The sequence below is a fragment of the Micromonospora sp. NPDC049836 genome, assembly GCF_044465125.1.
Classification (GTDB): domain Bacteria; phylum Actinomycetota; class Actinomycetes; order Mycobacteriales; family Micromonosporaceae; genus Micromonospora.
Window position 1 is genome coordinate 14,539 of sequence record NZ_JBITLH010000017.1, and the last position, 22,270, is coordinate 36,808.

General features: G+C 75.6%; 19 protein-coding genes. 16 read left to right on the plus strand and 3 right to left on the minus strand.

All coding sequences use genetic code 11. From position 1 onward, the window contains the following. Positions 1-47 precede the first annotated feature (47 nt). The 4 genes from ACIBPB_RS30215 (at position 48) to ACIBPB_RS30230 (ending at position 5,326) form a co-directional block, all read left to right on the plus strand. On the plus strand, positions 48-1,268 hold the full coding sequence (locus ACIBPB_RS30215) for a sensor histidine kinase (RefSeq protein ID WP_396842841.1): 1,221 nt from the start codon (positions 48-50) through the stop codon (positions 1,266-1,268). Next, positions 1,265-1,930 (plus strand): response regulator, encoded by a 666-nt coding sequence (locus ACIBPB_RS30220; RefSeq protein ID WP_396842842.1) that lies wholly within the window; start codon positions 1,265-1,267, stop codon positions 1,928-1,930. Before ACIBPB_RS30215 ends, ACIBPB_RS30220 begins: the two co-directional genes overlap by 4 nt. Positions 1,931-2,078: 148 nt before the next feature. Continuing rightward, on the plus strand, positions 2,079-2,840 hold the full coding sequence (locus tag ACIBPB_RS30225) for an ABC transporter ATP-binding protein (RefSeq protein ID WP_396842843.1): 762 nt from the start codon (positions 2,079-2,081) through the stop codon (positions 2,838-2,840). A 5-nt stretch (positions 2,841-2,845) separates the two neighbouring features. Continuing rightward, a complete protein-coding gene (locus ACIBPB_RS30230; protein WP_396842844.1) occupies positions 2,846-5,326 on the plus strand; it encodes an ABC transporter permease in 2,481 nt (826 codons plus the stop codon). 32 nt (positions 5,327-5,358) lie between these two features. Here the strand turns inward: ACIBPB_RS30230 and ACIBPB_RS30235 are convergent, their stop codons facing one another. Further along, entirely contained in the window at positions 5,359-6,750 is a 1,392-nt protein-coding gene (locus tag ACIBPB_RS30235; protein ID WP_396842845.1) for a protein kinase, read from the minus strand. A 548-nt stretch (positions 6,751-7,298) separates the two neighbouring features. On the opposite strand from ACIBPB_RS30235, the gene ACIBPB_RS30240 reads away from it, so the two are divergent. The 8 genes from ACIBPB_RS30240 to ACIBPB_RS30275 all read left to right on the plus strand — a co-directional run bounded on the left by ACIBPB_RS30240 (position 7,299) and on the right by ACIBPB_RS30275 (position 14,489). Beyond that, positions 7,299-7,934 (plus strand): RNA polymerase sigma factor, encoded by a 636-nt coding sequence (locus ACIBPB_RS30240; RefSeq protein ID WP_396842846.1) that lies wholly within the window; start codon positions 7,299-7,301, stop codon positions 7,932-7,934. 16 nt (positions 7,935-7,950) lie between these two features. Beyond that, the gene (locus ACIBPB_RS30245; RefSeq protein WP_396842847.1) at positions 7,951-8,760 is read left to right on the plus strand and encodes a hypothetical protein; all 810 of its coding nucleotides are present in this window, start codon (positions 7,951-7,953) and stop codon (positions 8,758-8,760) included. Positions 8,761-8,920: 160 nt separating this feature from the next. Then, the gene (gene egtA / locus ACIBPB_RS30250; protein ID WP_396842848.1) at positions 8,921-10,156 is read left to right on the plus strand and encodes an ergothioneine biosynthesis glutamate--cysteine ligase EgtA; all 1,236 of its coding nucleotides are present in this window, start codon (positions 8,921-8,923) and stop codon (positions 10,154-10,156) included. A 5-nt stretch (positions 10,157-10,161) separates the two neighbouring features. Further along, positions 10,162-11,490: an ergothioneine biosynthesis protein EgtB gene (gene egtB / locus ACIBPB_RS30255; RefSeq protein WP_396842918.1), complete on the plus strand. Its 1,329-nt coding sequence runs from the start codon at positions 10,162-10,164 to the stop codon at positions 11,488-11,490. A 43-nt stretch (positions 11,491-11,533) separates the two neighbouring features. Then, positions 11,534-12,280 carry an ergothioneine biosynthesis protein EgtC gene (gene egtC / locus ACIBPB_RS30260; RefSeq protein WP_396842849.1) on the plus strand — a complete coding sequence of 249 codons (747 nt, stop codon included), beginning with the start codon at positions 11,534-11,536 and terminating at the stop codon, positions 12,278-12,280. A 39-nt stretch (positions 12,281-12,319) separates the two neighbouring features. Then, on the plus strand, positions 12,320-13,285 hold the full coding sequence (gene egtD, locus ACIBPB_RS30265) for an L-histidine N(alpha)-methyltransferase (RefSeq protein ID WP_396842850.1): 966 nt from the start codon (positions 12,320-12,322) through the stop codon (positions 13,283-13,285). 242 nt (positions 13,286-13,527) lie between these two features. Continuing rightward, complete coding sequence (locus tag ACIBPB_RS30270) at positions 13,528-14,115, plus strand: TMEM165/GDT1 family protein (protein WP_396842851.1); 588 nt, start codon at positions 13,528-13,530, stop codon at positions 14,113-14,115. A gap of 170 nt (positions 14,116-14,285) precedes the next feature. Next, positions 14,286-14,489 (plus strand): hypothetical protein, encoded by a 204-nt coding sequence (locus ACIBPB_RS30275; RefSeq protein WP_357323027.1) that lies wholly within the window; start codon positions 14,286-14,288, stop codon positions 14,487-14,489. Positions 14,490-14,557: 68 nt separating this feature from the next. Here ACIBPB_RS30275 and nhaA read toward each other — a convergent pair whose 3' ends face one another. Continuing rightward, the gene (gene nhaA / locus ACIBPB_RS30280) at positions 14,558-15,868 is read right to left on the minus strand and encodes a Na+/H+ antiporter NhaA (RefSeq protein ID WP_396842852.1); all 1,311 of its coding nucleotides are present in this window, start codon (positions 15,866-15,868) and stop codon (positions 14,558-14,560) included. A 393-nt stretch (positions 15,869-16,261) separates the two neighbouring features. On the opposite strand from nhaA, the gene ACIBPB_RS30285 reads away from it, so the two are divergent. Beyond that, a complete protein-coding gene (locus tag ACIBPB_RS30285; RefSeq protein ID WP_396842853.1) occupies positions 16,262-17,719 on the plus strand; it encodes a polysaccharide biosynthesis tyrosine autokinase in 1,458 nt (485 codons plus the stop codon). On the opposite strand, the gene ACIBPB_RS30290 is transcribed toward ACIBPB_RS30285, so the two are convergent. Then, positions 17,700-18,254, minus strand: coding sequence for a low molecular weight phosphatase family protein (locus ACIBPB_RS30290; protein ID WP_396842854.1), 555 nt, complete (start codon positions 18,252-18,254; stop codon positions 17,700-17,702). The two genes, ACIBPB_RS30285 and ACIBPB_RS30290, sit on opposite strands and share 20 nt — an antisense overlap. Before the next feature lie 141 nt (positions 18,255-18,395). On the opposite strand from ACIBPB_RS30290, the gene ACIBPB_RS30295 reads away from it, so the two are divergent. The 3 genes from ACIBPB_RS30295 (at position 18,396) to ACIBPB_RS30305 (ending at position 22,176) form a co-directional block, all read left to right on the plus strand. After that, complete coding sequence (locus tag ACIBPB_RS30295; RefSeq protein ID WP_396842855.1) at positions 18,396-19,652, plus strand: glycosyltransferase family 4 protein; 1,257 nt, start codon at positions 18,396-18,398, stop codon at positions 19,650-19,652. A 156-nt stretch (positions 19,653-19,808) separates the two neighbouring features. Next, a complete protein-coding gene (locus ACIBPB_RS30300) occupies positions 19,809-21,521 on the plus strand; it encodes a DUF4012 domain-containing protein (protein ID WP_396842856.1) in 1,713 nt (570 codons plus the stop codon). A gap of 13 nt (positions 21,522-21,534) precedes the next feature. Next, on the plus strand, positions 21,535-22,176 hold the full coding sequence (locus tag ACIBPB_RS30305) for a hypothetical protein (protein WP_396842857.1): 642 nt from the start codon (positions 21,535-21,537) through the stop codon (positions 22,174-22,176). Positions 22,177-22,270: the final 94 nt, after the last annotated feature.

The window sequence follows — 22,270 nt, forward strand, 5'->3', positions numbered from 1 at the left end:
CCGGGTGTCCGGGCCGGCGGCGACGGACCCGGCACCCCGTACGCTGGGTGACCGTGGAGCGCATGATCTTCGGCCGCCCGCTGCGCAGCGTCGCCTTCGACGTCGCCGTCGCGGGGCTGGTGGCGCTCTTCGCCGTCGCCGGGGTGGTGGCCCAGCCCGGCGGCTGGCCGGCCACCGTCGTCGGGCTGGCGATGGGGCTGACCCTGCTCTTCCGGCGCACCCACCCGTCGGCCGTCGCCGCCGCGGTGGCCGCGCTCGCCCTGACGCAGGTGCTCGCCGGGTGGGGTCCGCTCGGCTACGACATCGCCGTGCTGATCGCCCTCTACAGCGTGGTCAAGTACGCCGACCGGCTGCGGGACGGGGTGATCGCCGGCGGCGTCGCCGGGGTCGGGGTGGTGCTGGCCGCGTTCCAGGTGCCCGGACCGGCCACCTGGTGGGCCAGCGCGATCTGGTTCGGCACCGTCACCGGCGCGGTCTGGCTGGTCGGGCTGAACGTGCGGACCCGCCGGCTTTACGTGCTCAGCCTGGAGGAGCGGGCCGCCACCCTGGAACGCGAGCGGGAGGCCGAGGCCCGGGCCGCGGTCGCCGAGGAGCGCACCCGCATCGCCCGCGAGCTGCACGACGTGGTGGCGCACAGCATGGCCGTGATGATCGTGCAGGCCGACGGGGTGCGGTTCACCATCGACCGGGACCCGGCGACCGCCCGCGAGGCGGCGAAGGTGGTGGCGGACACCGGGCGGCAGGCGTTGGAGGAGATGCGCCGGCTGGTGGGCGTACTGCGCGAGCCGAGCCGGCCGGAGCCGGCGGCCGGGCCCGACGACGGGCTCTCCGCCGAGCCGGCGCACCGGCGGCCCGCGCTGGTCGAGCTGCCCGAACTGCTGGACCGGTTCCGCGCGGCCGGCCTCACCGTCGGCTGTGCCACGACCGGCCGGCCGCCGGCCCTGCCACCCGGGCTGGAGCTGACCCTCTACCGGGTGGTGCAGGAGTCGCTGACCAACGTGCTCAAGCACGCCGGGGTGGGCGCGTCGGTCGAACTGGACCTGCGCTGGACCCCGGACGCCGTCGTGGTCCGGGCCGCCGACGACGGGCGCGGCCGCCCCGCGGTCCGGCCCGCGCCGTCCGGCGGGCACGGCCTGGTCGGCATGCGCGAACGCGTCGGGGTGTACGACGGCAGCCTCACCGCCGGCCCTGGCCTCGGTGGTGGCTGGCGGGTCGAGGTGCGGCTGCCGCTGCCGTCGGCGCCGGAGACGGAGGAGGAGGTCGCATGACCGTCCGTGTGGTGATCGTCGACGACCAGGCGCTGGTCCGCGCCGGGTTCCGGATGGTGCTCGACTCGCAGCCCGACCTGGAGGTGGTCGGCGAGGCGGTCGACGGCGCCGACGCGCTCCGGGTGCTGGACCGGGTGGCGGCCGACGTGGTCGTGATGGACCTGCGCATGCCGACCATGGACGGGGTCGAGGCGACCCGCCGCATCGTCGGCCGCCCGGCCGACCGGCGGCCCCGGGTGCTGGTCCTCACCACCTTCGACACCGAGGCCGACGCGTTCGCCGCGCTGCGCGTCGGCGCCAGCGGCTTCCTGCTCAAGAACGTGCCGCCGGAGGACCTGCTCGCCGCGATCCGGGTGGTCGCCGAGGGCGAATCGGTGGTGGCCCCGTCGATCACCCGGCGGCTGCTGGACCGGTTCGCCGGCCAGCTCGGTCCCGGCCCCGCCGAGGATCCCCGGCTGGCGCAGCTCACCGAGCGGGAGCGGGAGGTGCTGCTGCTGGTCGCGCAGGGCCTGTCCAACGCCGAGATCGCCGCCCGGGTGCACGTGGCCGAGGCGACGGTGAAGACACACGTCGGCCGGATCCTGGCCAAGCTCCAGCTCCGCGACCGGGTGCAGGCGGTGGTGCTGGCGTACGAGAGCGGGCTGGTCACCCCCGGCGGCTGACCGGCGCGTACGACCTGGGTCGTACGGGTCCACCCGGTCCGGGGCGACCCGGGGCGTACTCGGGTCGAGCGCCCAGGTGGAGATCGACACGCCGGTGCCGCGCATAGCGTCGGAAAGGTCCGTTGACCAGCCCGACAGGAGCACCACCGTGTCCGCAACCCCGACCGCCGGCGTCGCCGTCAGCGCCCGCGAACTGCGCAAGGAGTACGGCGCCGGGCCCCAGCCGGTCGTCGCCCTCGCCGGCGTCGACCTGGACCTGGCCGCCGGCCGGTTCACCGCCGTGATGGGCCCGTCCGGGTCCGGCAAGTCCACCCTGCTGCACTGCCTGGCCGGCCTGGACCGGCCCTGCGCCGGCACGGTCCGGATCGGCGCGGCCGAGCTGGCCCGGCTCGACGACCGCCGGCTGACCCTGCTCCGGCGGGACCGGGTCGGCTTCGTCTTCCAGCGGTTCAACCTGCTGCCCACCCTCACCGCCGAGGAGAACATCGTGCTGCCGCTGGCCATCGCCGGCCGGCGGCCCGACCCGGACTGGCTGCGGCAGGTGGTGGCCGCGGTCGGCCTCACCGACCGGCTCGGCCACCGGCCGGCCGAGCTCTCCGGCGGCCAGCAGCAGCGGGTGGCGGTGGCCCGGGCCCTGATCACCCGGCCCTGGGTGGTCTTCGCCGACGAGCCGACCGGCAACCTCGACTCCCGCTCCGGCGCCGAGGTGCTGCGCCTGCTCCGGGAGGCCGTGGACGACCTCGGCCAGACGGTCGTCATGGTGACCCACGATCCGGTGGCCGCCGCGCACGCCGACCGGGTGATCTTCATGGCCGACGGCCGGCTGGTCGACGAGCTGCGTACGCCGACCGCCGGGCAGGTCCTCGACACGCTCGCCCGGCTCGAGCCGGCGCCGGCGGCGGGGCGGTGACCGGGATGCTGCGCCTCACCCTGCGCCAGGTCCGCTCGGACGGGCTGCGCCTGCTCCTCTCCACCCTGGCCGTCGTCCTCGGGGTCGCCTTCGTGGCCGGCACCCTGATCTTCACCGACGGCATCCGGGCCGGCGCGGAGGAGCGGGCCGGGGCCTTCGACCGGCACACCGACCTGGCCGCGTACGCCGGGTCGACGCCGTTGCCGCCCGCGCTGGTCGACCGGGTCCGCGCGGTCGACGGGGTGGCCGCCGCCGAGGGGGAGTTGATCGGCACCGCCGGGGTGGTCGGCGCCGACGGGCGGCCGGTGCTCGGCTACGCGGTGCTGGCCGCCGTCCCCACCGACCCGGCCCTGCGGTCGTACGACGTGGTCGCCGGGCGGCTGCCGGCGCGCCCCGGCGAACTGGTGCTCGACGCGCCCACCGCCGCCGCGCAGGGCTTCGGCCTGGGCGACCCGGTCCGGGTCGGCGGCGCCACGGCGGCGGCGCGGCCGTACACCCTGGTCGGCACCGTCGACGTGGCCGGCTCGACCCGGGACGTCGGCGGGCCGTACCTCGGGCTGGTCGGCGCGGACGCGCTGCGGGTCGCCGGCGTGGCCGGGTACGACCGGATCATGGTGGCGGCCGGCCCGGGGGTGGACCGGCAGGCGCTGGCCGAGCGGGTCCGCGCCGTGGTCGGCCCGGGTGTGCCGGTCAAGGACCGGCGGGTGATCCTGGACGAGGCGGTCGAGGACGCGGTCCGCGACGGCCGGCAGTTCGGGCTGTTCCTGTTGACCTTCGCCGCGGTGGCCGTGGTGGTGGCCGGCTTCGTCATCGCCAACACCTTCGCCATCGTGCTCGCCCAGCGGGCCCGGCGGACCGCGCTGCTGCGGCTGGTCGGCGCGACCCGTGGCCAGGTCTTCCGGGCCGCCCTCGGGGAGGCGGCGCTGACCGGGCTGCTCGCCTCGGCGGTGGGCGTGCTGGCCGGGGTCGGGCTGGCCGCCGGCCTCGGCGCGCTGCTGCCCGCCCTGGACGTGCCGGTCGCCGGCACGCTCACCGTGACCGCCGGCACGGTGCTGCTCTGCCTCGGTCTCGGCACCGCGCTGACCGTGCTCGCCGCCGCGCTGCCCGCCTGGCAGGGCAGCCGGATCGCGCCGGTCGCCGCGCTCACCGACGCCGCCGTGCGGCCCGCCCGCCCGGCCGGGCGGCTCCGGCTGGCGGCCGGCGCCCTGGTCCTCGCCGGCGGGGTGGCGGCGCTGGCCGGCGCCGGCGCCGCCGCTCAGGTGCCCCTGGTCGCGCTGGGCGGGGTGCTGGCCTTCCTGGGCGTCGTGCTGTTCGGTCCGGTGCTGGTGCCGGCGCTGGTCCGGCTGTTCGGCCGGCCGGCGCGGCGGCTGTTCGGCGTGACCGCCGCGCTGGCGGTGGCCAACGCGGTGCGAAACCCGCGCCGGGTCGCGGCGACCGCCACCGCCATGGTGATCGGGATCGGCCTGGTCTCCGCCTTCGTGGTGGGCGCCGGCAGCGCCAAGGCCGGCATCGAGGCCGCGGTGGACCGGGAACTCGGGGTGGACTTCCTGGTCACCGGGATCGGCGTCGACCTGCCCGCGCCGCTGGTGGACGAGCTGGCCGCCCGCCCCGAGTTGGGCGTGGTGCACGAGCAGCGCAGCCGGGTGGTCGATGGGATCGAGCTGCGCGCCGCCCATCCGGCCCTGGTCCGCCGGACGCTCACCGCGGTCGACGCAGGCGACCCGGCCGGGCTGGCGCCGGGATCGGTGCTGGTGCACCGGGAACTGGCCGCCGCCCGGGGCTGGCGGGTCGGCAGCACGGTCACCCTGGCCGGTCACCCGTTCCGGGTGGCGGCGGTGGTCGCCGCGCAGGAGCCGGCCCTGGCCGCCGGCCCGGTGCCGGCCGGGCACGAGGTGGACCTGGTCGACGCCGACTTCGGGCGGCTCTTCCCGGCCGAGCGGGGTCACCTGGCCGAGGTGGAGCCCGCCGAGGGCGTCTCCCCGGCGGCGGCCCGTACGGTCCTCGAGGCGGTGCTCGCCGACTATCCGACGGCCAACCTGCTGGACCAGGCCGCGTACAAGCGGATGCTCACCGGCACGGTGGACCTCGTGCTGGCCTTCGTCACCGCGTTGCTCGGCCTGGCGGTGGTGATCTCGCTGGTCGGCGTGGCCAACACGCTGAGCCTGTCGGTGGTGGAGCGCACCCGGGAGAACGCGGTGCTGCGGGCCGTCGGCCTGACCCGGGGCGGGATGCGGGCCGTGCTCGCGGTCGAGGCGCTGCTCACCGCGCTGGTCGGCACGGTGCTCGGCGTCGCGCTGGGCATCGGGGTCGCGGCCGCGGCGATGGCGGTGCTGGCCCGGATCGGTGGCGATTTCACCCTGGTGCTGCCGTGGGGCCGGCTCGGCCTGGTCGTCGCGGTGGCGGTCGGGGCGGCGCTGGCCGCCTCGGTGCTGCCCGCCCGGCGGGCGCTGTCCCGCCCGGTGGTGGCCGCCCTCGGCGGGGAGTGACCGCGGCGCCGTCGCGGGTCCGGTCCGTGCGGTCAGTCGCGGAGCCGGGCCGGCTGCGCCCCGTCGCCGCCGCCACCGCCGACCGGCACCTCGGTGGTGGGCGTGTCGGTGGGCGGGGTTGTGGCCTGCGTCGGCTCGGGCGAATCAGGCGGGGTGGTGGCCGGTGCGCTCGGGCTGCTGGACGGCTCCGCCGGCGAGGTCGTCTGCGCGGGCGCGCTCGGCGACGGGGTGGCCGTCTCGGACGTCGTCCCGGACGGCCGCGCCGGACCCGCCGGCCGGCTGGGCCGGCCGCCGGAGTCGGTGGGCGGCGCCAGGGTCTCGGCGGTGCCGGCGACCGAGCCGCTGGGGGCCGCCGCCGGGGGCGTCGTGGCGATGGTGGTCGCCGGCTCGCCCGCGCTCTTCGCCGCGCCGAGCGCCGCCCCGAGCGCGGCCAGCGCCACCAGGACGGCGGCGAGCGCGCCGACCAGGGTCCCCCGCCGGCGGCGCCGGCCGGCCGAGCGGCTGAGCGCCGCCGCCGGGCTGAGGTCGTCCCGGGTGCCGGTCGTGGCCGGGCCGGCCGCGCCGCGCAGCGCCACCGGCACCATGGCGGTGGTCGACTCGGCGACCGCCGCCCGGGCGGCGTGGGCCATCGCCCCGCCGGTCGGGAAACGGTCGGCCGGGTCCTTGGCCAGCGCCCGGGCCACCAGCTGGCGGACCGCGGGCGGGATCTCCGCCGGCAGCTCCGGCGGCTCGTCGTCGAGATGCCGCACGGCCACCTGCAACGGGCTGTCACCGGTGAACGGCGGCGTGCCGGTGAGGCAGCAGTAGGCCACCGCGCCGAGCGCGTAGATGTCGGTGGCGCCCGAGACGGGACGGCCGGCGGCCTGCTCGGGTGCCATGTAGAGGGCGGTGCCCGGCACCGCGTTCGTGCTGGTGATGCTGGTGACGTTCGTCGACCGGGCCACCCCGAAGTCGACGAGCACCACGGTGCCGTCCGCCTGCACCAGCAGGTTGCTCGGCTTGACGTCGCGGTGCACGATGCCCCGGGCGTGCGCGGCGTGCAGCGCCTGCGCCACCTGGGCGACGATCGACATCGTCTCGGCGACCTCGAGCCGGCCGGCTGCCTCGATCCGCTTCGACAGCGGCTCGCCGTCGACGAACTCCATCACCAGGTAGTCGGCCCGGCTCCCGTCGGCGAGCTGGTCCTCGCCGCAGTCGAAGACCTGGACGATGCCCGGACTGCGCAGCGACGCCATGATCCGCGCCTCGGAGCGGAAGCGGGCGATGAAGTCGGGGTCGGAGACGAGCGCGGGAAGGAGGACCTTCACCGCGACCTGACGCCCCAGCACCAGGTCGGTGGCGCGCCAGACGTCCCCCATGCCGCCGGTGGCGACACGGTCATCCAGGCGGTACCGACCGCTGAGCACGACCTCCGAAGACAACACGCCAATACCGTACCCAGAGCAGGCGCGAAGTATTTCCCGCGATATCGCCCGCCGGGGCCGGCGTGCGGCTCGCTCCGCTCCGCTGAACGGTCAGCGGCCCCGTTGCTGATCGGCCGACGGTGACGGGCCCGGTACGATCGGCCAACAACGTGCGCCCCAGGGTTCGTATGTCCGGATTCCGGACGGCGGTTTCGGCGCCCGACCGGCCGAAGCGTCGCGACAGTGTTCTCCGTTACACGGACTCGCCGCGCTCGTCGCTAGACAATCGTCACTTTTTTCCGTCCGGGCGGCGGCTTGCCCGGCTGATCGGCCGCTCCTAGCGTTGGCCCGGCTCCGGGGGGCCCTATGACGCCGGTACGGTAGGTCCCGCCGACGGCCGTGCCCGGCGGCACGTGTGCACAGGGGCGCGCCCGCTCCGGCGTCCGGCGCAGGGAACAGGGGCAGTGGGGGGCTGATGGTGCGGGTGAGGTACCGGCCAGCCGGCCCGACGAACGCCAGCCGGGGCACCGGCGCAGGCCGCGCGGGAAGACCGCGGGAACGGCACACCCATGACCGGTGAGCTGAGCGAGGCGGTGGTCGCCGCGCAGGCGGGCGACGAGGCGGCCTTCCGGTTCCTCTACCGCAGCCTGCAACCCGGGCTGCTGCGCTACCTCACCGCGCTGGTGGGGGCCGACGCCGAGGACGTGGCCTCCGAGACCTGGTTGCAGATCTCCCGCGACCTGCCCAACTTCACCGGGGGTGAGTTCCGCGCCTGGACCGTCACCATCGCCCGCAACCGCGCCATGGACCACCTCCGCCGGCAGCGCCGGCGGCCCTCCCTGCCGGTTCCCGTGCAGGCGCTCAGCGAACTGGCCGGTGACGCGGACACCGCCGAACGGGCCGGCGAGACGATCGCCACCGAGAGCGCGTTGGCGCTGATCGCCACCCTGCCGCCGCGGGAGGCCGAGGCGGTGCTGCTGCGGGCCGTGATCGGGTTGGACGCCGAGACCGCCGGCCGGGTGCTCGGCCGCCGGGCCGGTGCCGTCCGGACCGCCGCGCACCGTGGGCTGCGTCGCCTGGCCGCGCTGCTGGAACGCTCCGAGGCGGGGCAGCCGGCGGCCCGGGAGACGCCGGCTCCTCGCCCGCGCGGCGGCCGGGAACGGCCGGCCCCGGGCACGCCGACGGCCGAACCGGCGGACGGATGACATGGGGGGAATCTGGATGAGCTTCCACCGCGGGGAGGGACCGGCCGACCGGGCGGAGTCCGACCGCCTGCTCGACGCGGCCCGCGCCGGCGGTCCGCCGGGCCCCGACGCCGATCCGCTGGCCCGCCTGCTCGCCGCGGCGGCCGCCCCGGCCGAGCCCGGTGAACTCGGCGGCGAAGAACAGGCGCTCGCCGCCTTCCGGGCGGCCCGCGCCGAGCCGGCGCCCGCCCCCGTGCGGGCGTCCCGGCGCCGGCTGCGTCTCGGCGCGGCGGCCTGGGCGGCCGGGCTCGCCGCCACCGCCACCGCCGGGGTCGCCTTCGCCGCCGTACGCCTCGACCGCGCGCCGGCCCCGGCGCCGGCGCCGAGCACGGCCTCGACCGGCGGCCCGGTCGGGCCCACCCGGTCCGGCAGCGCGGACCCGACCGCCGGCAGCCCGGCACCGACCCCGGCCAGCGCCGCGCCGACCGCCACCGGTCTGCCCGGCCAGTCGGCGAGGACCCCGCAGCTCACCGGCCTGTGCCGGGCGTACCTGGCCAAGCCGGCGGGGCAGCGGGCCGCGGCGCTGGAGACACCGGCCTTCGGCACGTTGGTGGTCGCCGCGGGCGGGGCCGACCAGGTGACGGCGTACTGCACCCGGCTGGTTCCGGAGCCGGACCCGAAGGCCTCACCCAAGCCGGACCCGAAGGCCTCACCCAAGCCGGACCCGAAGGCCTCGCCGAAGTCCGACCCGAAGGCCTCGCCGGGCGCCCGTGGCCGCCAGTCGACCGAGCCCGGTGGCCGGCCGGCGGCCGACGCGACGACCACCGTGCCGGTCGCCGGCCGCTGACACCGGCCGGCCGGCGACCGGGATTCCGGACAAAAGTTCATCTCTCCCGGGGGTGCGGATTCCGTCTGCTAGACAGAGGATGGTGCGACCGGGGTGCGTCCGCCCGGCGGACGCCGGGGACGGGCGTGCTCGGCCGCCGGCGGGGGAGAGGAGCCGTCTCTTGGTGATGTCACCGGAGCTGGACCGGACCAGCGTCCTTCGGGACGAGGCCGGGGCCGCCCGGCACATCGGCAGGATCTGCTTCAAGACCGGTCCGCCCACCCTCACCGGCGTCGAACTGGAATGGACCGTGCACGACGCCGGAGACCCGACCCGCCCGGTCGACCGCGAACGGCTGCGCCGGGCCCTGGGGCGGCACAGCCCCGTCACCATCGATCCGACGAGCCCCGCCGACGGGCTCCGGCACGGCGGCGCCGTGACCGTGGAGCCGGGCGGGCAGGTGGAGATCTCCGCCGCCCCGCAACCCTCGGTCGCCGCCCTGATCCGGGCCACCGAAGCCGAGATCGCCCAGCTCACCGCCCTGCTCGAGGCGGCCGGCCTGGTCCTCGGCCGGTGCGGCATCGACCCGTGGCGGGCGCCCCGTCCGGTCGTGGAAACCCCGCGCTACCAGGCCATGCGCCGCGTCTTCGACCGGCACGGCCCGGCCGGTCGCACCATGATGGACAGCACCGCCGGCCTCCAGGTCTGCCTGGACGCCGGAGAGCCGCCCCGGCAGGCGGAGCGGTGGGCCGCCGCCCACGCGGTCGGACCGCCGCTGCTCGCCGCGTTCGCCACCGCGCGGCGACACGCCGGCCGGCGTACCGGATGGGCCTCCGCCCGGATGGTGGCCTGGCTCGCCATCGACCCGGCGCGGACCCGGCCGGCCTGGTCCCCGGACCGGCCCGACCGCGATCCGGTCGCCGCCTGGACCGGGTACGCGCTCGCCGCGCCGCTGCTCTGCGTGCGCAACGACGGGCCGGACTGGACGCCGCCGCCCGGGGTCACCTTCGCCGACTGGCTGGCCGGCGCGCTGCCCCGCCCGCCCACCACCGACGACCTGGAGTACCACCTCAGCACCCTCTTCCCGCCGGTACGCCCGCGCGGCTACCTGGAGCTGCGCTACCTGGACGCGCAGCCGGGCCGGGACTGGACGGTGCCGCTCGTGGTGCTCGCCGCGCTCTTCGCCGACCCGGCCACCACCGCCGACGCGCTCGCGGTCGCGGCGCCGGTCGCCGACCGGTGGACCGTCGCCGCCCGGCACGGGCTGGCCGACCGGCGGCTGGCCACCACCGCCAGCGCCCTGTTCGACCTGGCTCTGGCCGCCCTGCCCCGGCTGGACCTGCCGCCCGGGACGCAGACCGAGACGAGCCGAGAGATCCGGCGGCGCCGCGCCGCCGCGGAGAGGAGTCACCGGTGACCACGATCGAGCGGCCGGGGACCGGGAGCGAGCGGCTGCGCAGCCTGATCGCGGCGGAGCTGGAACGCACCCGGGCCCGGACGGCGCAGCTGACCGACGCGGTGGACGACGACGACCTGATGCGCCAGCACTCCACCCTGATGTCCCCGCTGGTCTGGGACCTCGCGCACGTGGGCAACCAGGAGGAGCTCTGGCTGGTCCGCGACGTCGGCGGCCGCGAGCCGGTGCGCCGGGACATCGACGACCTGTACGACGCGTTCAAGCAGCCCCGCAAGGACCGCCCCGCGCTGCCCCTGCTGCGCCCGGCCGAGGCCCGCGCCTACCTGAGCACGGTCCGCGACAAGGTGTACGACCTGCTCGACGGCATCCGGTTCGCCGATCGCCCGCTGGTCGAGGACGGCTTCGCGTTCGGGATGATCGTCCAGCACGAGCAGCAGCACGACGAGACCATGCTCGCCACCCACCAGCTGCGCGCCGGGGCCCCGGCGCTGGCCGCGCCCGCGCCGCCCGAGCCGCGCGTCCGGGTCGGCGGCGAGGTGCTGGTGCCGGCCGGACCGTTCACCATGGGCACCTCCACCGACCCGTGGGCGCTGGACAACGAGCGTCCCGCGCACACCGTGGAGCTGCCGGCGTACGCCATCGACGCGGCCCCGGTCACCAACGGCCGGTACCGGGCCTTCATCGCCGACGGCGGGTACGACGAGCCGCGCTGGTGGAGCCCGGCGGGCTGGCGGCACCGGGTCGAGGCCGGGCTGAGCGCCCCGATGCACTGGCGCCGTGACGGCGACGGCTGGGCGTACCGGCGGTTCGGCCGCTGGTCGCCGGTGCGCGACGACGAGCCGGTCGTGCACGTCTGCTGGTACGAGGCGGAGGCGTACGCGGCGTGGGCGGGCCGGCGGCTGCCCACCGAGGCGGAGTGGGAGAAGGCGGCCCGCTGGGATCCGGGGTCCGGCCGGTCCCGCCGCTATCCGTGGGGCGACGGGGACCCGACCGCCGAGCACGCCAACCTCGGGCAGCGGCACCTGTGGCCGGCGCCGGTGGGGGCGTACCCGGCGGGCGCCTCGCCGCTGGGCGTGCACCAGCTCATCGGCGACGTCTGGGAATGGACGTCGAGCACGTTCCGCGGCCACCCCGGCTTTGTGGCGTTCCCCTACCGGGAGTACTCGGAGGTCTTCTTCGGCGCCGACTACCGGGTGCTGCGCGGCGGTTCGTTCGGCACCGACCGGGCCGCCTGCCGGGGCACCTTCCGCAACTGGGACTACCCGATCCGGCGGCAGATCTTCAGCGGCTTCCGCTGCGCCCGCGACGCCGACCCCGAGGAGGCGGCGGCGTGACCGGTCGGTCCGCGACCTCCGGTGTGCCGGGCGGCCCGGCCTGATGTGTCGTCATCTGGCCTACCTGGGGCCACCGGTCAGCCTGCGCAGCCTGCTCTACGACCCGCCGTACGGGCTGCTGCGCCAGTCCTGGGCGCCGCGCGACATGCGCGGTGGCGGCACGATCAACGCCGACGGCTTCGGCGTCGGCTGGTACCCGGCGGCCGGCGAGCCGGTCCGCTACCGCCGGGCGCAGCCGATGTGGAGCGACACCACGCTGCCCGAGCTGGCCGCGGTCACCACGGCCGGCGCGGTGCTGGCGGCGGTCCGCTCCGCCACGGTGGGCATGCCGCTGCACGAGACCGCCGCCGCCCCGTTCGCCGAGGGGCGCTGGCTGTTCAGTCACAACGGCGTGGTGCGCGGCTGGCCCGACGCGCTGGTGCCGCTGGCCGCCGGGCTGCCGGTCCGCGACCTGATCACCCTGGACGTGCCGACCGACTCGGCGGTGCTCTGGGCGCTGGTGCGGGACCGGCTGCGGGCCGGGGCGGAGCCGGCCGACGCGGTCGCCGGCACGGTCGCCGGGGTGCTCGCCGCGGCGCCCGGCTCGCGGCTGAACCTGCTGCTCACCGACGGGGCCACGGTGGTGGCGAGCGTGGCCGGCCACGCCCTGTCGGTGCGCCGTGACCGGGACTCGGTGCTGCTGGCCTCCGAGCCCTTCGACGACGACCCCGGCTGGCAGGCGGTGCCGGACGGGCAGCTGGTGGTGGCCACCGCGTCCGGGCTGCGCACCCGGGCGCTGGCGGTCGCCTGACATCGACGTCCGGGCAGGTGGGACAGGAAGGGGCGGGACATGGGCGCGGAGCCGTTGGAGATCTATCTGGAGGAGCGGGACGTCCGGCGCAGCCTGTGCGAGGACGTCCGGTTCGGGCTGACCGCCACGCCGAAGTGGCTGCCGCCGAAGTGGTTCTACGACAGCCGGGGCAGCGAGCTGTTCGAGGAGATCACCCGCCTTCCGGAGTACTACCCGACCCGGGCGGAACGGGCCGTGCTGGCCGCGCACGCCGCCGACATCGCGGCGGTGACCGGCGCGAAGACGCTGATCGAGCTCGGCTCCGGCTCGTCGGAGAAGACCCGGCTGCTGCTGGACGCCTTCGCCCGCCACGGCGACCTGGGCACCTTCGCGCCGCTGGACGTCTCGGCCAGCGCCCTGCGCCGGTCCACCCGGCAGATCGCCGCCGAGTATCCGGCGCTGCGGGTGCGCGGCATCGTCGGCGACTTCACCCGGCAGCTCGACCGGTTGCCCACCGGCGGCCGGCGGCTGGTGGTGTTCCTCGGCGGCACGATCGGCAACCTGCTCCCGGTGGAGCGGGCCGAGTTCCTCACCGCGATGCGCGCCGCCCTGGAGTCCGGCGACTGGCTGCTGATCGGCACCGACCTGGTCAAGGATCCCGGGGTGATCGTGCCGGCGTACGACGACGCGGCCGGGGTGACCGCCGACTTCAACCGCAACGTGCTCCGGGTGATCAACCGGGAGCTGGGGGCGGACTTCGATCCGGACGCGTTCGCCCACGTGGCGGTCTGGGACCCGGAGCACGAGTGGATCGAGATGCGGCTGCGCGCCGAGCGGCCGCTCCGGGTGCACGTCCTGGACCTGGACGTCGAGTTCGCCGCCGGTGAGGAGCTGCGCACCGAGGTCTCCGCGAAGTTCCGGCCCGACGGGATCGCGGCGGAGCTGGCCGACGCCGGGTTCGTCCGGGAGGCGTTCTGGACCGACCCGGACGGGCTCTTCGGGGTCACCCTCGCCCGGGCCGACTGAGCCGGCCGGGGGCGGTGGCGGTGAGGTGCTTCACCCGGGGAGGGGCCGCGCCGAGTTGATCGGTTAGGCTGGGCGGCGCGAAGGGGAGTAGCCCCCAATGTCGTGGTCGACATGCTGACGCGTTCCGCGTCCGGCCACGCGGCCCCGGTCCTGCCGGGGCGGGCGAGACCTTCGACTCAGGCTGTCGCAGCCGGGTCGAGGGCGTCCCCATACCTCCTCCCGGCTTGATCGGGAAGGTTCACATGGACGGTTTCCTCGTCGCGCTGGTGATCAGCTTCGGCGTCATCTTCGTCGCCGAGCTGGGCGACAAGTCCCAGCTCATGGCGCTGACGTTCGCCACCCGGTTCCGGCCGCTGCCGGTGTTGATCGGCATCACCGTGGCCACCGCGATCGTGCACCTGGCGTCCGTGGCGATCGGGTACGGCCTCAATGCGGCGCTGCCCACCGGATGGATCTCGCTCGTCGCCGGCCTGGCGTTCCTGGGCTTCGGCGCGTGGACCCTGCGGGGCGACAAGCTGACCGAGGAGGAGAAGCGCAAGGCGGAGAAGAGCGGCCGCAGCGCCGTGCTGGCGGTCGGTGTCGCGTTCTTCCTGGCCGAGCTGGGCGACAAGACGATGCTCGCCACCATCACCCTGGCCACCAAGTACGGCTGGTTCGGCACCTGGCTGGGCTCGACGCTCGGCATGGTCGCCGCCGACGCGCTCGCCATCATGGTCGGCCGGATGCTCGGCCGGCACCTGCCGGAGAAGGCCATCCGGTACGGCGCGGCCGTGCTCTTCGCCATCTGCGGCCTCTGGCTGATCTTCGAAGCGCTCACCGAGCTGACCTGAGCCGGGCGGCCGGTCCCGCCCCCGTGCCGAACGGGCCCGGCGGCGGGACCGGCCGGGATGATCGAGGGGCCGGTTCTCGGGGTATGAACATCCGGGCGGCGCTGCGGCGGCTGCCCGGCAGCGCCTAGCGTGAGCCACCAGAGGAACCCGTCAGACCGGAGGTCCAGCGCATGAGCAGGCACGACGAGCCCAACGAGTACGGCTTCGCCGGGGGCGCCACCGCTCCGGAGCCGCCGGCCGGCGGCCGCGCCGACGAGCAGGACCGGGCCGAGCAGGTCGCGGTGCCGGGCGACGACCTCACCGAGCCGGTCGCCGACGCGCTGGAGGAGGAGACCGACGGCACCGAGGAGGAGCGCGCCGAGCGGCTGCGCTGACGGCGCCGTCCACGCGCGCTGCTCCTGAGCGCGCCGAACGGCTGCGCTGACGGTCGCGGCGGTGGTGGTCAGGCGGTCTCCTGCTGGTAGACGTCGGGCACCCCGTCGCCGTCGCTGTCCCGGTTCTCCCGTTCGGAGATCCGCCGGTAGACCCGGTTGCGCCGGGCCAGCACGGCGGTGGCGAGACCGGCCGCGACCAGCGAGCCGATCAGGACGGCCGCCTTGACCCGCTCGTTCTCGGCGCTGCCGGCCCCGAAGGCCAACTCGCCGATGAGCAGCGAGACGGTGAACCCGATGCCGGCCAGCAGGGCCAGGCCGAACAGGTCCGACCAGGTGATCTCCTCGTCCAGTTCGGCCCGGGTGAAGCGGGCCAGCAGGTAGGTCGAGCCGAGCACCCCGACCGTCTTGCCGACCACGAGGCCGGCGGCCACCGCGATCACCACCGGGTCGGTGAGCAGGCCGGCCAGGTCCGCGTCGACCAGCGAGACGCCGGCGGCGAAGAACGCGAAGACCGGGACCGCCAGGCCGGCGGAGATGGGACGCCAGCGGTGCTCCAGCCGTTCGGCCAGTCCGGCGGCGCCGGTGCGCGAGGGCAGCACCGGCACGGTGAAGCCGAGCAGCACCCCGGCGACGGTGGCGTGCACGCCGGAGGCGTGCACCAGCGCCCAGGCCGTCCCGGCGAGCGGGAGCAGCGCCCACCACCAGGTCCGCCGCCGCTGCACCAGCAGGGCGAACGCGGCGACCGCGACGAGCGCGCCGAGCAATGGCAGCGGGTGGAAGTCGGCGGTGTAGAAGACCGCGATGATGAGGATGGCGAACAGGTCGTCCACCACCGCGAGGGTGAGCAGGAAGGCGCGCAGGCCCTGCGGCAGGTGGGAGCTGACCACGGCGAGCACGGCCAGCGCGAAGGCGATGTCGGTGGCCGTGGGGATGGCCCAGCCCCGTAGGCCGGTGCCGCCGGCCGCCAGGGTCACGGTCAGGTAGCACAGCGCCGGCAGCACCATCCCGCCCAGGGCGGCCACCACGGGCAGCGCGGCCCGGCGCGGGTCGCGCAGGTCCCCGGCGACGAACTCGCGCTTGAGTTCCAGCCCCACCACGAAGAAGAAGATCGCCAGCAGGCCGTCGGCGGCCCAGGTCGCCAGGTCCAGGTCGAGGTGCAGGGCGTGCCCGCCGGACCACGGCACCCAGTCGCCGAGGTCGGCGTAGGCCGACCGCCAGGGCGAGTTGGCCCAGGCCAGCGCGATCACCGCGCCGAGCAGCAGCAGGCCGCCGCCGACGGTCTCGGTGCGCAGCACGTCGGCCAGGAAGCGGGCCTCCGGCCAGGAGCGGCGGGAGAGCAGGCGGTACGGCGGCGGGGTGCGCGGGGCAGGGTCGGTCATGCGGTGTCCACCTCGGGGTCCGGGGTCGGCGAAGACGTCGCCGACCAGACTTCCCGGCACACCGCGAGCAACCCTATCCCGCGCCGTACCCGGCGACGACGTCGCCGGGCCTGCCACCAGGCCCGGCGTTCCTCCGTACGGCCGGTTCCCCGGTCAAAGGGACCGAACCTCGCATCACACCGGGCGGTCGGGCGTTATCCGAGACGGGAGGGTGCGGGCGGTTCGGCACCCAGCTAGCGGTTTGTGCCTTCGGCGAAGTGCAAATCGTCTACAGTCACTAAGTCATTTTCGAGTGACTTATGACTGTTTGATACACGAATCAGGCTTTGATCGCTCCTAGGGGGTTTACGTGCAGTTCGATCGGCCAACGGGCCCGACGCGACGGAGGTCCTGATGGACGTTCTCGGCTACCTGCGCCTCGTCCGGCGCCACTGGTGGATCGTGCTGGTGACGCTGATGGCGGCGCTCGGCACCGCCGCCGTGATCACGGTCCGGACCGCGCCCCGCTACGAGGCCTCGGTGACCTTCTTCGTCACCACGCCGAGCCAGGGCGTCACCGACGCCTACCAGGGCGGGCTCTTCCTCCAACAGCGGGTCAAGTCCTACGCCGACCTGCTCAGCAGCGACCGGCTGGCGCAGAGCGTGGTGGCGGAGAACCCGCTCGGGCTCACCGCGGACCAGGTGCAGCGCCGGATCAGCACCACCACCGAGGCCGGTACGGTGCTGCTGCGGGCCACCTTCACCGACACCGACCAGACCCGGGCGCTGAAGACCACCGAGACGCTCTCGGCCAAGTTCGTCGAGCTGGTGCAGAAGGTGGAGACGCCGCCGGACGGCAAGGCGCCCCCGATCAAGCTCGAACTGGTCAGCGGGCCTCGGGTCAGTTCCAGCCCGGTCTCCCCGCAGCCGGTCCGGAACCTGATCATCGGGGCGCTGCTGGGTCTGCTGCTCGGCGCCGGGCTGGCCGTGCTGCGCGGGCTGGCGGACGTGCGGATGCGCGACGCGGCCGCGTTGCAACGGGTCACCGGCAGCCCGCTGCTCGGCGAGATCCCGTTCGAGGCCGGTGCGAAGTCGGCCCCGCTGATCGTCGGCGAGGCGGCCAACTCGCCCCGCGCCGAGGCGGTCCGCAAGCTCCGGACCAACCTGCGCTTCGTCGACGTGCACGAGCCGGCCCGGGTCATCGCGGTCACCAGCGCCCTGCAGGGCGAGGGGAAGACCACGATGGCCTGCAACACCGCCATCGCGCTGGCCGAGGCCGGCTGGCGGGTGCTGCTCATCGACGCCGACCTGCGCCGGCCGAAGGTGGCCGACTACCTGGGCCTGGACGGCGGGGTTGGCCTCACCGACGTGCTGGTCGGCGACGTCCAGGTCGGCGACGTGGTGCAGCGCTGGGGCGACAAGTCGCTGCTGGTGCTGCCGAGCGGGTCCACCCCGCCCAACCCCAGCGAGCTGCTCGGCTCGAAGGCGATGGCCGACCTGCTGGTGGCGCTGCGCGAGTCGGCGGACATCGTGGTCATCGACACCGCCCCGCTGCTCGCGGTCACCGACGGCGTGGTGGTGGCCGTGCAGGCCGACGGCGCGCTGCTGGTCACCCAGCAGGGGCGTACCTCCCGCAGCCAGGTGGCGGCGGCGGCCCGCGCCCTGCACTCGGTCTCGGTGCGGCTGCTCGGCTGCGTGCTCAACATGGCCAAGGTGGCCAAGGCGGACGCCTACCAGTACGAGGCGTACAAGGTGGTCGTGCCGGCGGCGCCGGCGGTGCCGACCGACCGGGCCGGTGTCGCGCGTCGCGGCGGGCACGCCGCCGAGGGCGTCGGCGACCGTACCCAGGAACTCACCCGGCTGTCCCGATGAGGGCCAGCACGGGCCGGATCGACCGCTCGATCTCCTCGGCGCAGCGCCGGAAGTCGGCGGGCGAGCCACCGATCGGGTCGCGCAGGTCGTCCGCGTCCGGGGCGGCGGGTTGCAGCCCCGCCCGGGCGCGGGCGGCCGCCTCGACCGCGGCCCGCAGCGGGGACCCGGCGCCGGTCGGCGCGGGCTCGGCGGCGGCGGCCAGCCGGGCGAACTGGCGAAGCGTGAAGGTGCGGTGCAGCGCGGCCGGGGCCAGCGCGGTGCAGACGGAGCGCTGCCGCCGGGTCGCGGTCAGCACCAGGCTGGCCCCGGCCAGGTGCTCGGCGCGCAGCCGGCGGGTGCGGAACGCCGCCGCGTCCGCGCCGGTCCCGGCGGCCACCTCGACCGCGTACGGGTGCATGGGCGCCCCGTCGAGGGCGTCCGTGCCCGCGCTGGCCACGGTGACGGGACAGTCGGCGAGCAACCGGCGCGCGATGAACTCCGCCATCGGCGACCGGCACATGTTGGCGTGGCAGACGAAGAGCACCTCGTCGACCATCTGCACCCCTCTCGTCGGGATCGCGGCGCGGTGCGCCGGGAGAACGCTCGTCCGGCCGGTGTGGGCGGACGTGGAGGGGATGCCGGCATCGTACGGGGTGGCCATGGTCGCCGGGCGCGATGCCGCGCCGGGAGCGCGCGCATGAAGATCGGAATCCTGTCGTACCACTTCCCGCCGGAGCCGGCGTTCATCCCCGGCAGCCTGGCCGAGGAACTGGCCGCCCGGGGCCACGAGGTGCGGGTGCTCACCGGCTTCCCGGACTATCCGGGCGGGCAGGTCTATCCGGGCTGGCGGCAGCGCTGGCGGCACCAGACGCACAGCGACCGGCTGACCGTCCGGCGGGTGCCCCGGTACGCCGGCGGCGACCGGTCCGCGGGCGCGCGGATGGCGAGCTGGCTCTCCTTCGCCGGCAGTGCGGCGCTGACCGGCCGCCGGTTCCTCGGCGACGTCGACGCCCTCTACGTCTTCCAGCTCCCGGCGGTCACCTTCGCCGCCGCCGGCCTGCTGCGGTTGCTCGGCCGGGTGCCCACCGTGCTGCACGTGCAGGACGTGTGGGCCGAGGCGGACCGGGCCGGCGAGGCCCGGCGCTGGTCCGGGCGGCTCGACGCCACCACGCGCCGGATCTACCGGGAGGCCGGGGCCGTCGCGGTCGCCGCCCCGTCGATGCGCGACCTGGTGGTCGCGGGCGGCGCCGATCCGCGGCGGGTGCGGGTGGTGCTCAACTGGACCGACGAGCGGATCTTCCGGCCCACCGAGCCGAGCCCGGCCGCGCAGCGGCTGATCCGCCGGGACGGCCGGTGCGTGGTGATGCACGCCGGCACCATCGGGGTCCGCCAGGGGCTGGAGACCGCGGTGCGCGCGGCGGCCGCGCTGGACAACCGGATGGACCTGGTCCTGGTGGGCTCGGGGGCCGAGGAGCGGCGGGTGCGGGGGCTCGCCGCCGAGCTGCGGGCGGAGAACGTCCGGTTCGTCGACCGGCGCTCACCGCTGGACATGCCCGAGCTGTACGCCGCGGCGGACTACCAGTTGGTGATGCTGCGGAACCTGCCGGAGCTGCGCGGGACCGTGCCCGGCAAGCTCCAGGCCGCGCTCTCCTGCGCGGCACCGGTGATCGCCGCCGCGGGTGGGGACACGACGGAGCTGGTCGAGCGGGCCCGGGCGGGGCTGTCCTGCCCGCCGGAGGACTGGGCGGCGCTCTCCGACCGCTTCTGGTTGGCCTCGGCGATCCCGCCGCCGGCACGGCTGGAGATGGGCCGCCGCGGGCGGGACGCCTACCTGCGCGAGATGTCGCAGCGTGCCGGCGTGGACCGGATCGAACAGCTGCTCGTCGAGGTGACGCGGGGTGCCGCCGGACCGCCCCGGCGAACCGGGCTCGCCGAAAGGCCAACGGGCGCGTAATACGTCATAGCCGCCACCTCTTCGTCTGTTTCGTGCTAGAAAGCGATCAATAGGTTTAGTGTCCGATTCAGCCTGGGGGAGAGTGGCGTGACGGAGAGCGGCGTTTCCCGCCGGCGGCGTGGTTCCCGACGGCAGCGTCGAGCCCGCGTACGGCGGATGCTCCTGACCGCGCTGGTGGTCGTCTCGCTGCTGCTGACCACCGGCGGCTGGGTCGCCTTCCGTGGTTGGCAGGCGCGGACGCACCTGCTCAACGCGGCCGGCCTGGCCAAGGAACTCAGCACCGAGGTGGTCGGCGGGGACGCCGACCGGGCCCGTCGTACGCTCGCCGCCCTCCAGGAGCAGGCCGGGGCCGCCCGGAGCGCGACCGACGATCCCGGCTGGTCGGTCGGCCGCCGGACCCCGTACGTCGGTGACGACCTCACCGCGGTGCGGCAGATCGCGGTGGCCGTGGACGACCTGGCCCGGCTCGCCTTCCCGACCCTGCTCCGGATCGACCTGGCCTCGCTGGTGCCCCGGGAGGGGCGGCTGGACCTGGCCCGACTGCGGTCGGTCTCCGGCGAGGTCGCCACCGCCGACCGCTCGGTCCGGGAGACGACCACCCGGTTGGCCGCGGTGCCGACCGGGGACCTCGTCGGTCAGGTCCGTACGGCGCTGGTGGGGTTGCGGGCGGAACTGGATCGGCTCGGCGAGTTGACGTCCGCCGCCGACCGGGGGGCCCGGCTGCTCCCGCCGCTGCTGGGTGCCGACGGCGCCCGCAGCTATCTGCTCGTCTCGCAGAATCCGGCCGAACTGCGCGCCACCGGGGGCATGGTCGGCGCGTACGCGGTGCTGCGCGCCGAGGGGGGCCGGGTCAAGATGACGGCCCAGGGAGCGAGTTCCAGCCTGGGCCGGTTCGACCCACCGCTGCGGCTCAGTCCGGAACTGCGCCGGCTCTGGCACGACCTGCCCGGGATCTACCCGGCGGACGTGAACCTGAGCCCGGACTTCCCGACCGCGGCGACGCTCTACCGGGAGATGGTGCGGCGGCGCACCGGGACGACCGTGGACGGCGTCCTCGCCGTCGACCCGGTGGTGCTGTCGTACCTGCTCGGGGTCATCGGCCCGGTCTCCGTGCCCGGCCAGCCCGCGTTGGCGGGCAGCACCGCGGTCCGCACGCTGCTCAGCGACTCCTACCGGGAGCTGAACGGCCGGGGCCAGGACGAGTTCTTCGCGGCGGCCGCCTCGGCGGTCTTCGACGCGCTCTTCACCAGGAGTGTGAACCCGCGGAGCGTTTTATCCGTTTTAAACCGTTCCATAGCCGAACGTCGGATATTGTTCTGGAGTGCCCATCCCGAGGAGCAGCGTGTTCTGGCCGACAGCCGGTTGGCCGGGCAGCTCCCCGAGAAGGACACCGTGCCGACGGTCGGCGTGTTCCTCAACGACGGCAGCGGCGCGAAGCTCGGCTACTACCTCAGGTTCTCGGCCACCGTGACGGTCGGCGACTGCCAGCCGGAGGGGCGCCGCGAGCTGCGGCTGCGGCTGGTGGTGCACTCCACCGCGCCGCGGTCCGGCCTGAGCGATTCGGTCACCGGCCTGGCCCTCTCCGGGGATCCGTACACCGCCCGCACCTTCGTGTCGGTGTACAGCCCCGCCGGAGGGTCGGTGCTCGGCGGCCGGCTGGACGGAAAGGCCACGGCGATGGGCAGCGGGATGGACCGTCGCCGCCAGGTCACCGTGGCGACCGTGGAGGTCCGGCCCGGCAGGACCCGGACCCTCGACGTCACGCTGCTCACCCAGACGACCAGCGCCGGTACGGCCGAGCTGGTAACCACCCCCACCGTCACCCCATGGACCACCCAAGTTGTTTCCGCACCAAGCTGTGAACAGTAGGAGGGAATCCACTATGCGGCTATCCCGCATGATCATGGCGCTCACGGTCGGTGTGGCCGTGGCGGCCGTGCCGACGGCGGCGGGGGCGGCGCAGCCGCAGCCAGCACCGTCGGCCAGCACACCGCAGCCACCGTACGTGCCGCAGACCGCGCAGCTGACGGTCGACCCGACCAGCATCCGGCTGGGGGAGACCGTGACCCTGCGCGGCCGCGGCTTCGGCCCGGGCGAGACCGTGCGCATCACGGTCGCCATCCGGGCGCTGCCGCAGGCGGCACCCGCGCGGCTCAGCGACGGCACCTCCGTCGATCTGACCACCGTCTCGTACGCGCAGGCCCCCCAGCCCGCGCCCCGGGACTTCACCGTGGTCGCCGACGGCGCCGGAAACTTCACCGTGGACTACCGGCCCACCCGGGTCGGCGTGCACACCTTCACGGCCACCGGGCAGACGACGGGGCGCACCGACGACGCGGTGCTCACGGTGCGGCCGCCGCGGGTAGGCCCGCCGCCGCACGGGGGCGGCCACCTGCCGGTCACCGGCAGCAGCCTCAGCACGCCGATGAAGGTCGGCGGCGGTCTGGCGGGCGCGGGCGCGGTGCTCGTGCTGCTCTCCCTGGCCTGGCGGCGTCGCGACCGGTTCGGGCTGGGTTCGCGCTGACCGTAGCCACGCCGGGCAGGGCCCGGATGTCGGAGTGGGTGCCCGCCGGACGAACCGTCCGGCGGGCACCCTCGCGTCCGGGCCTGTGCTCGCA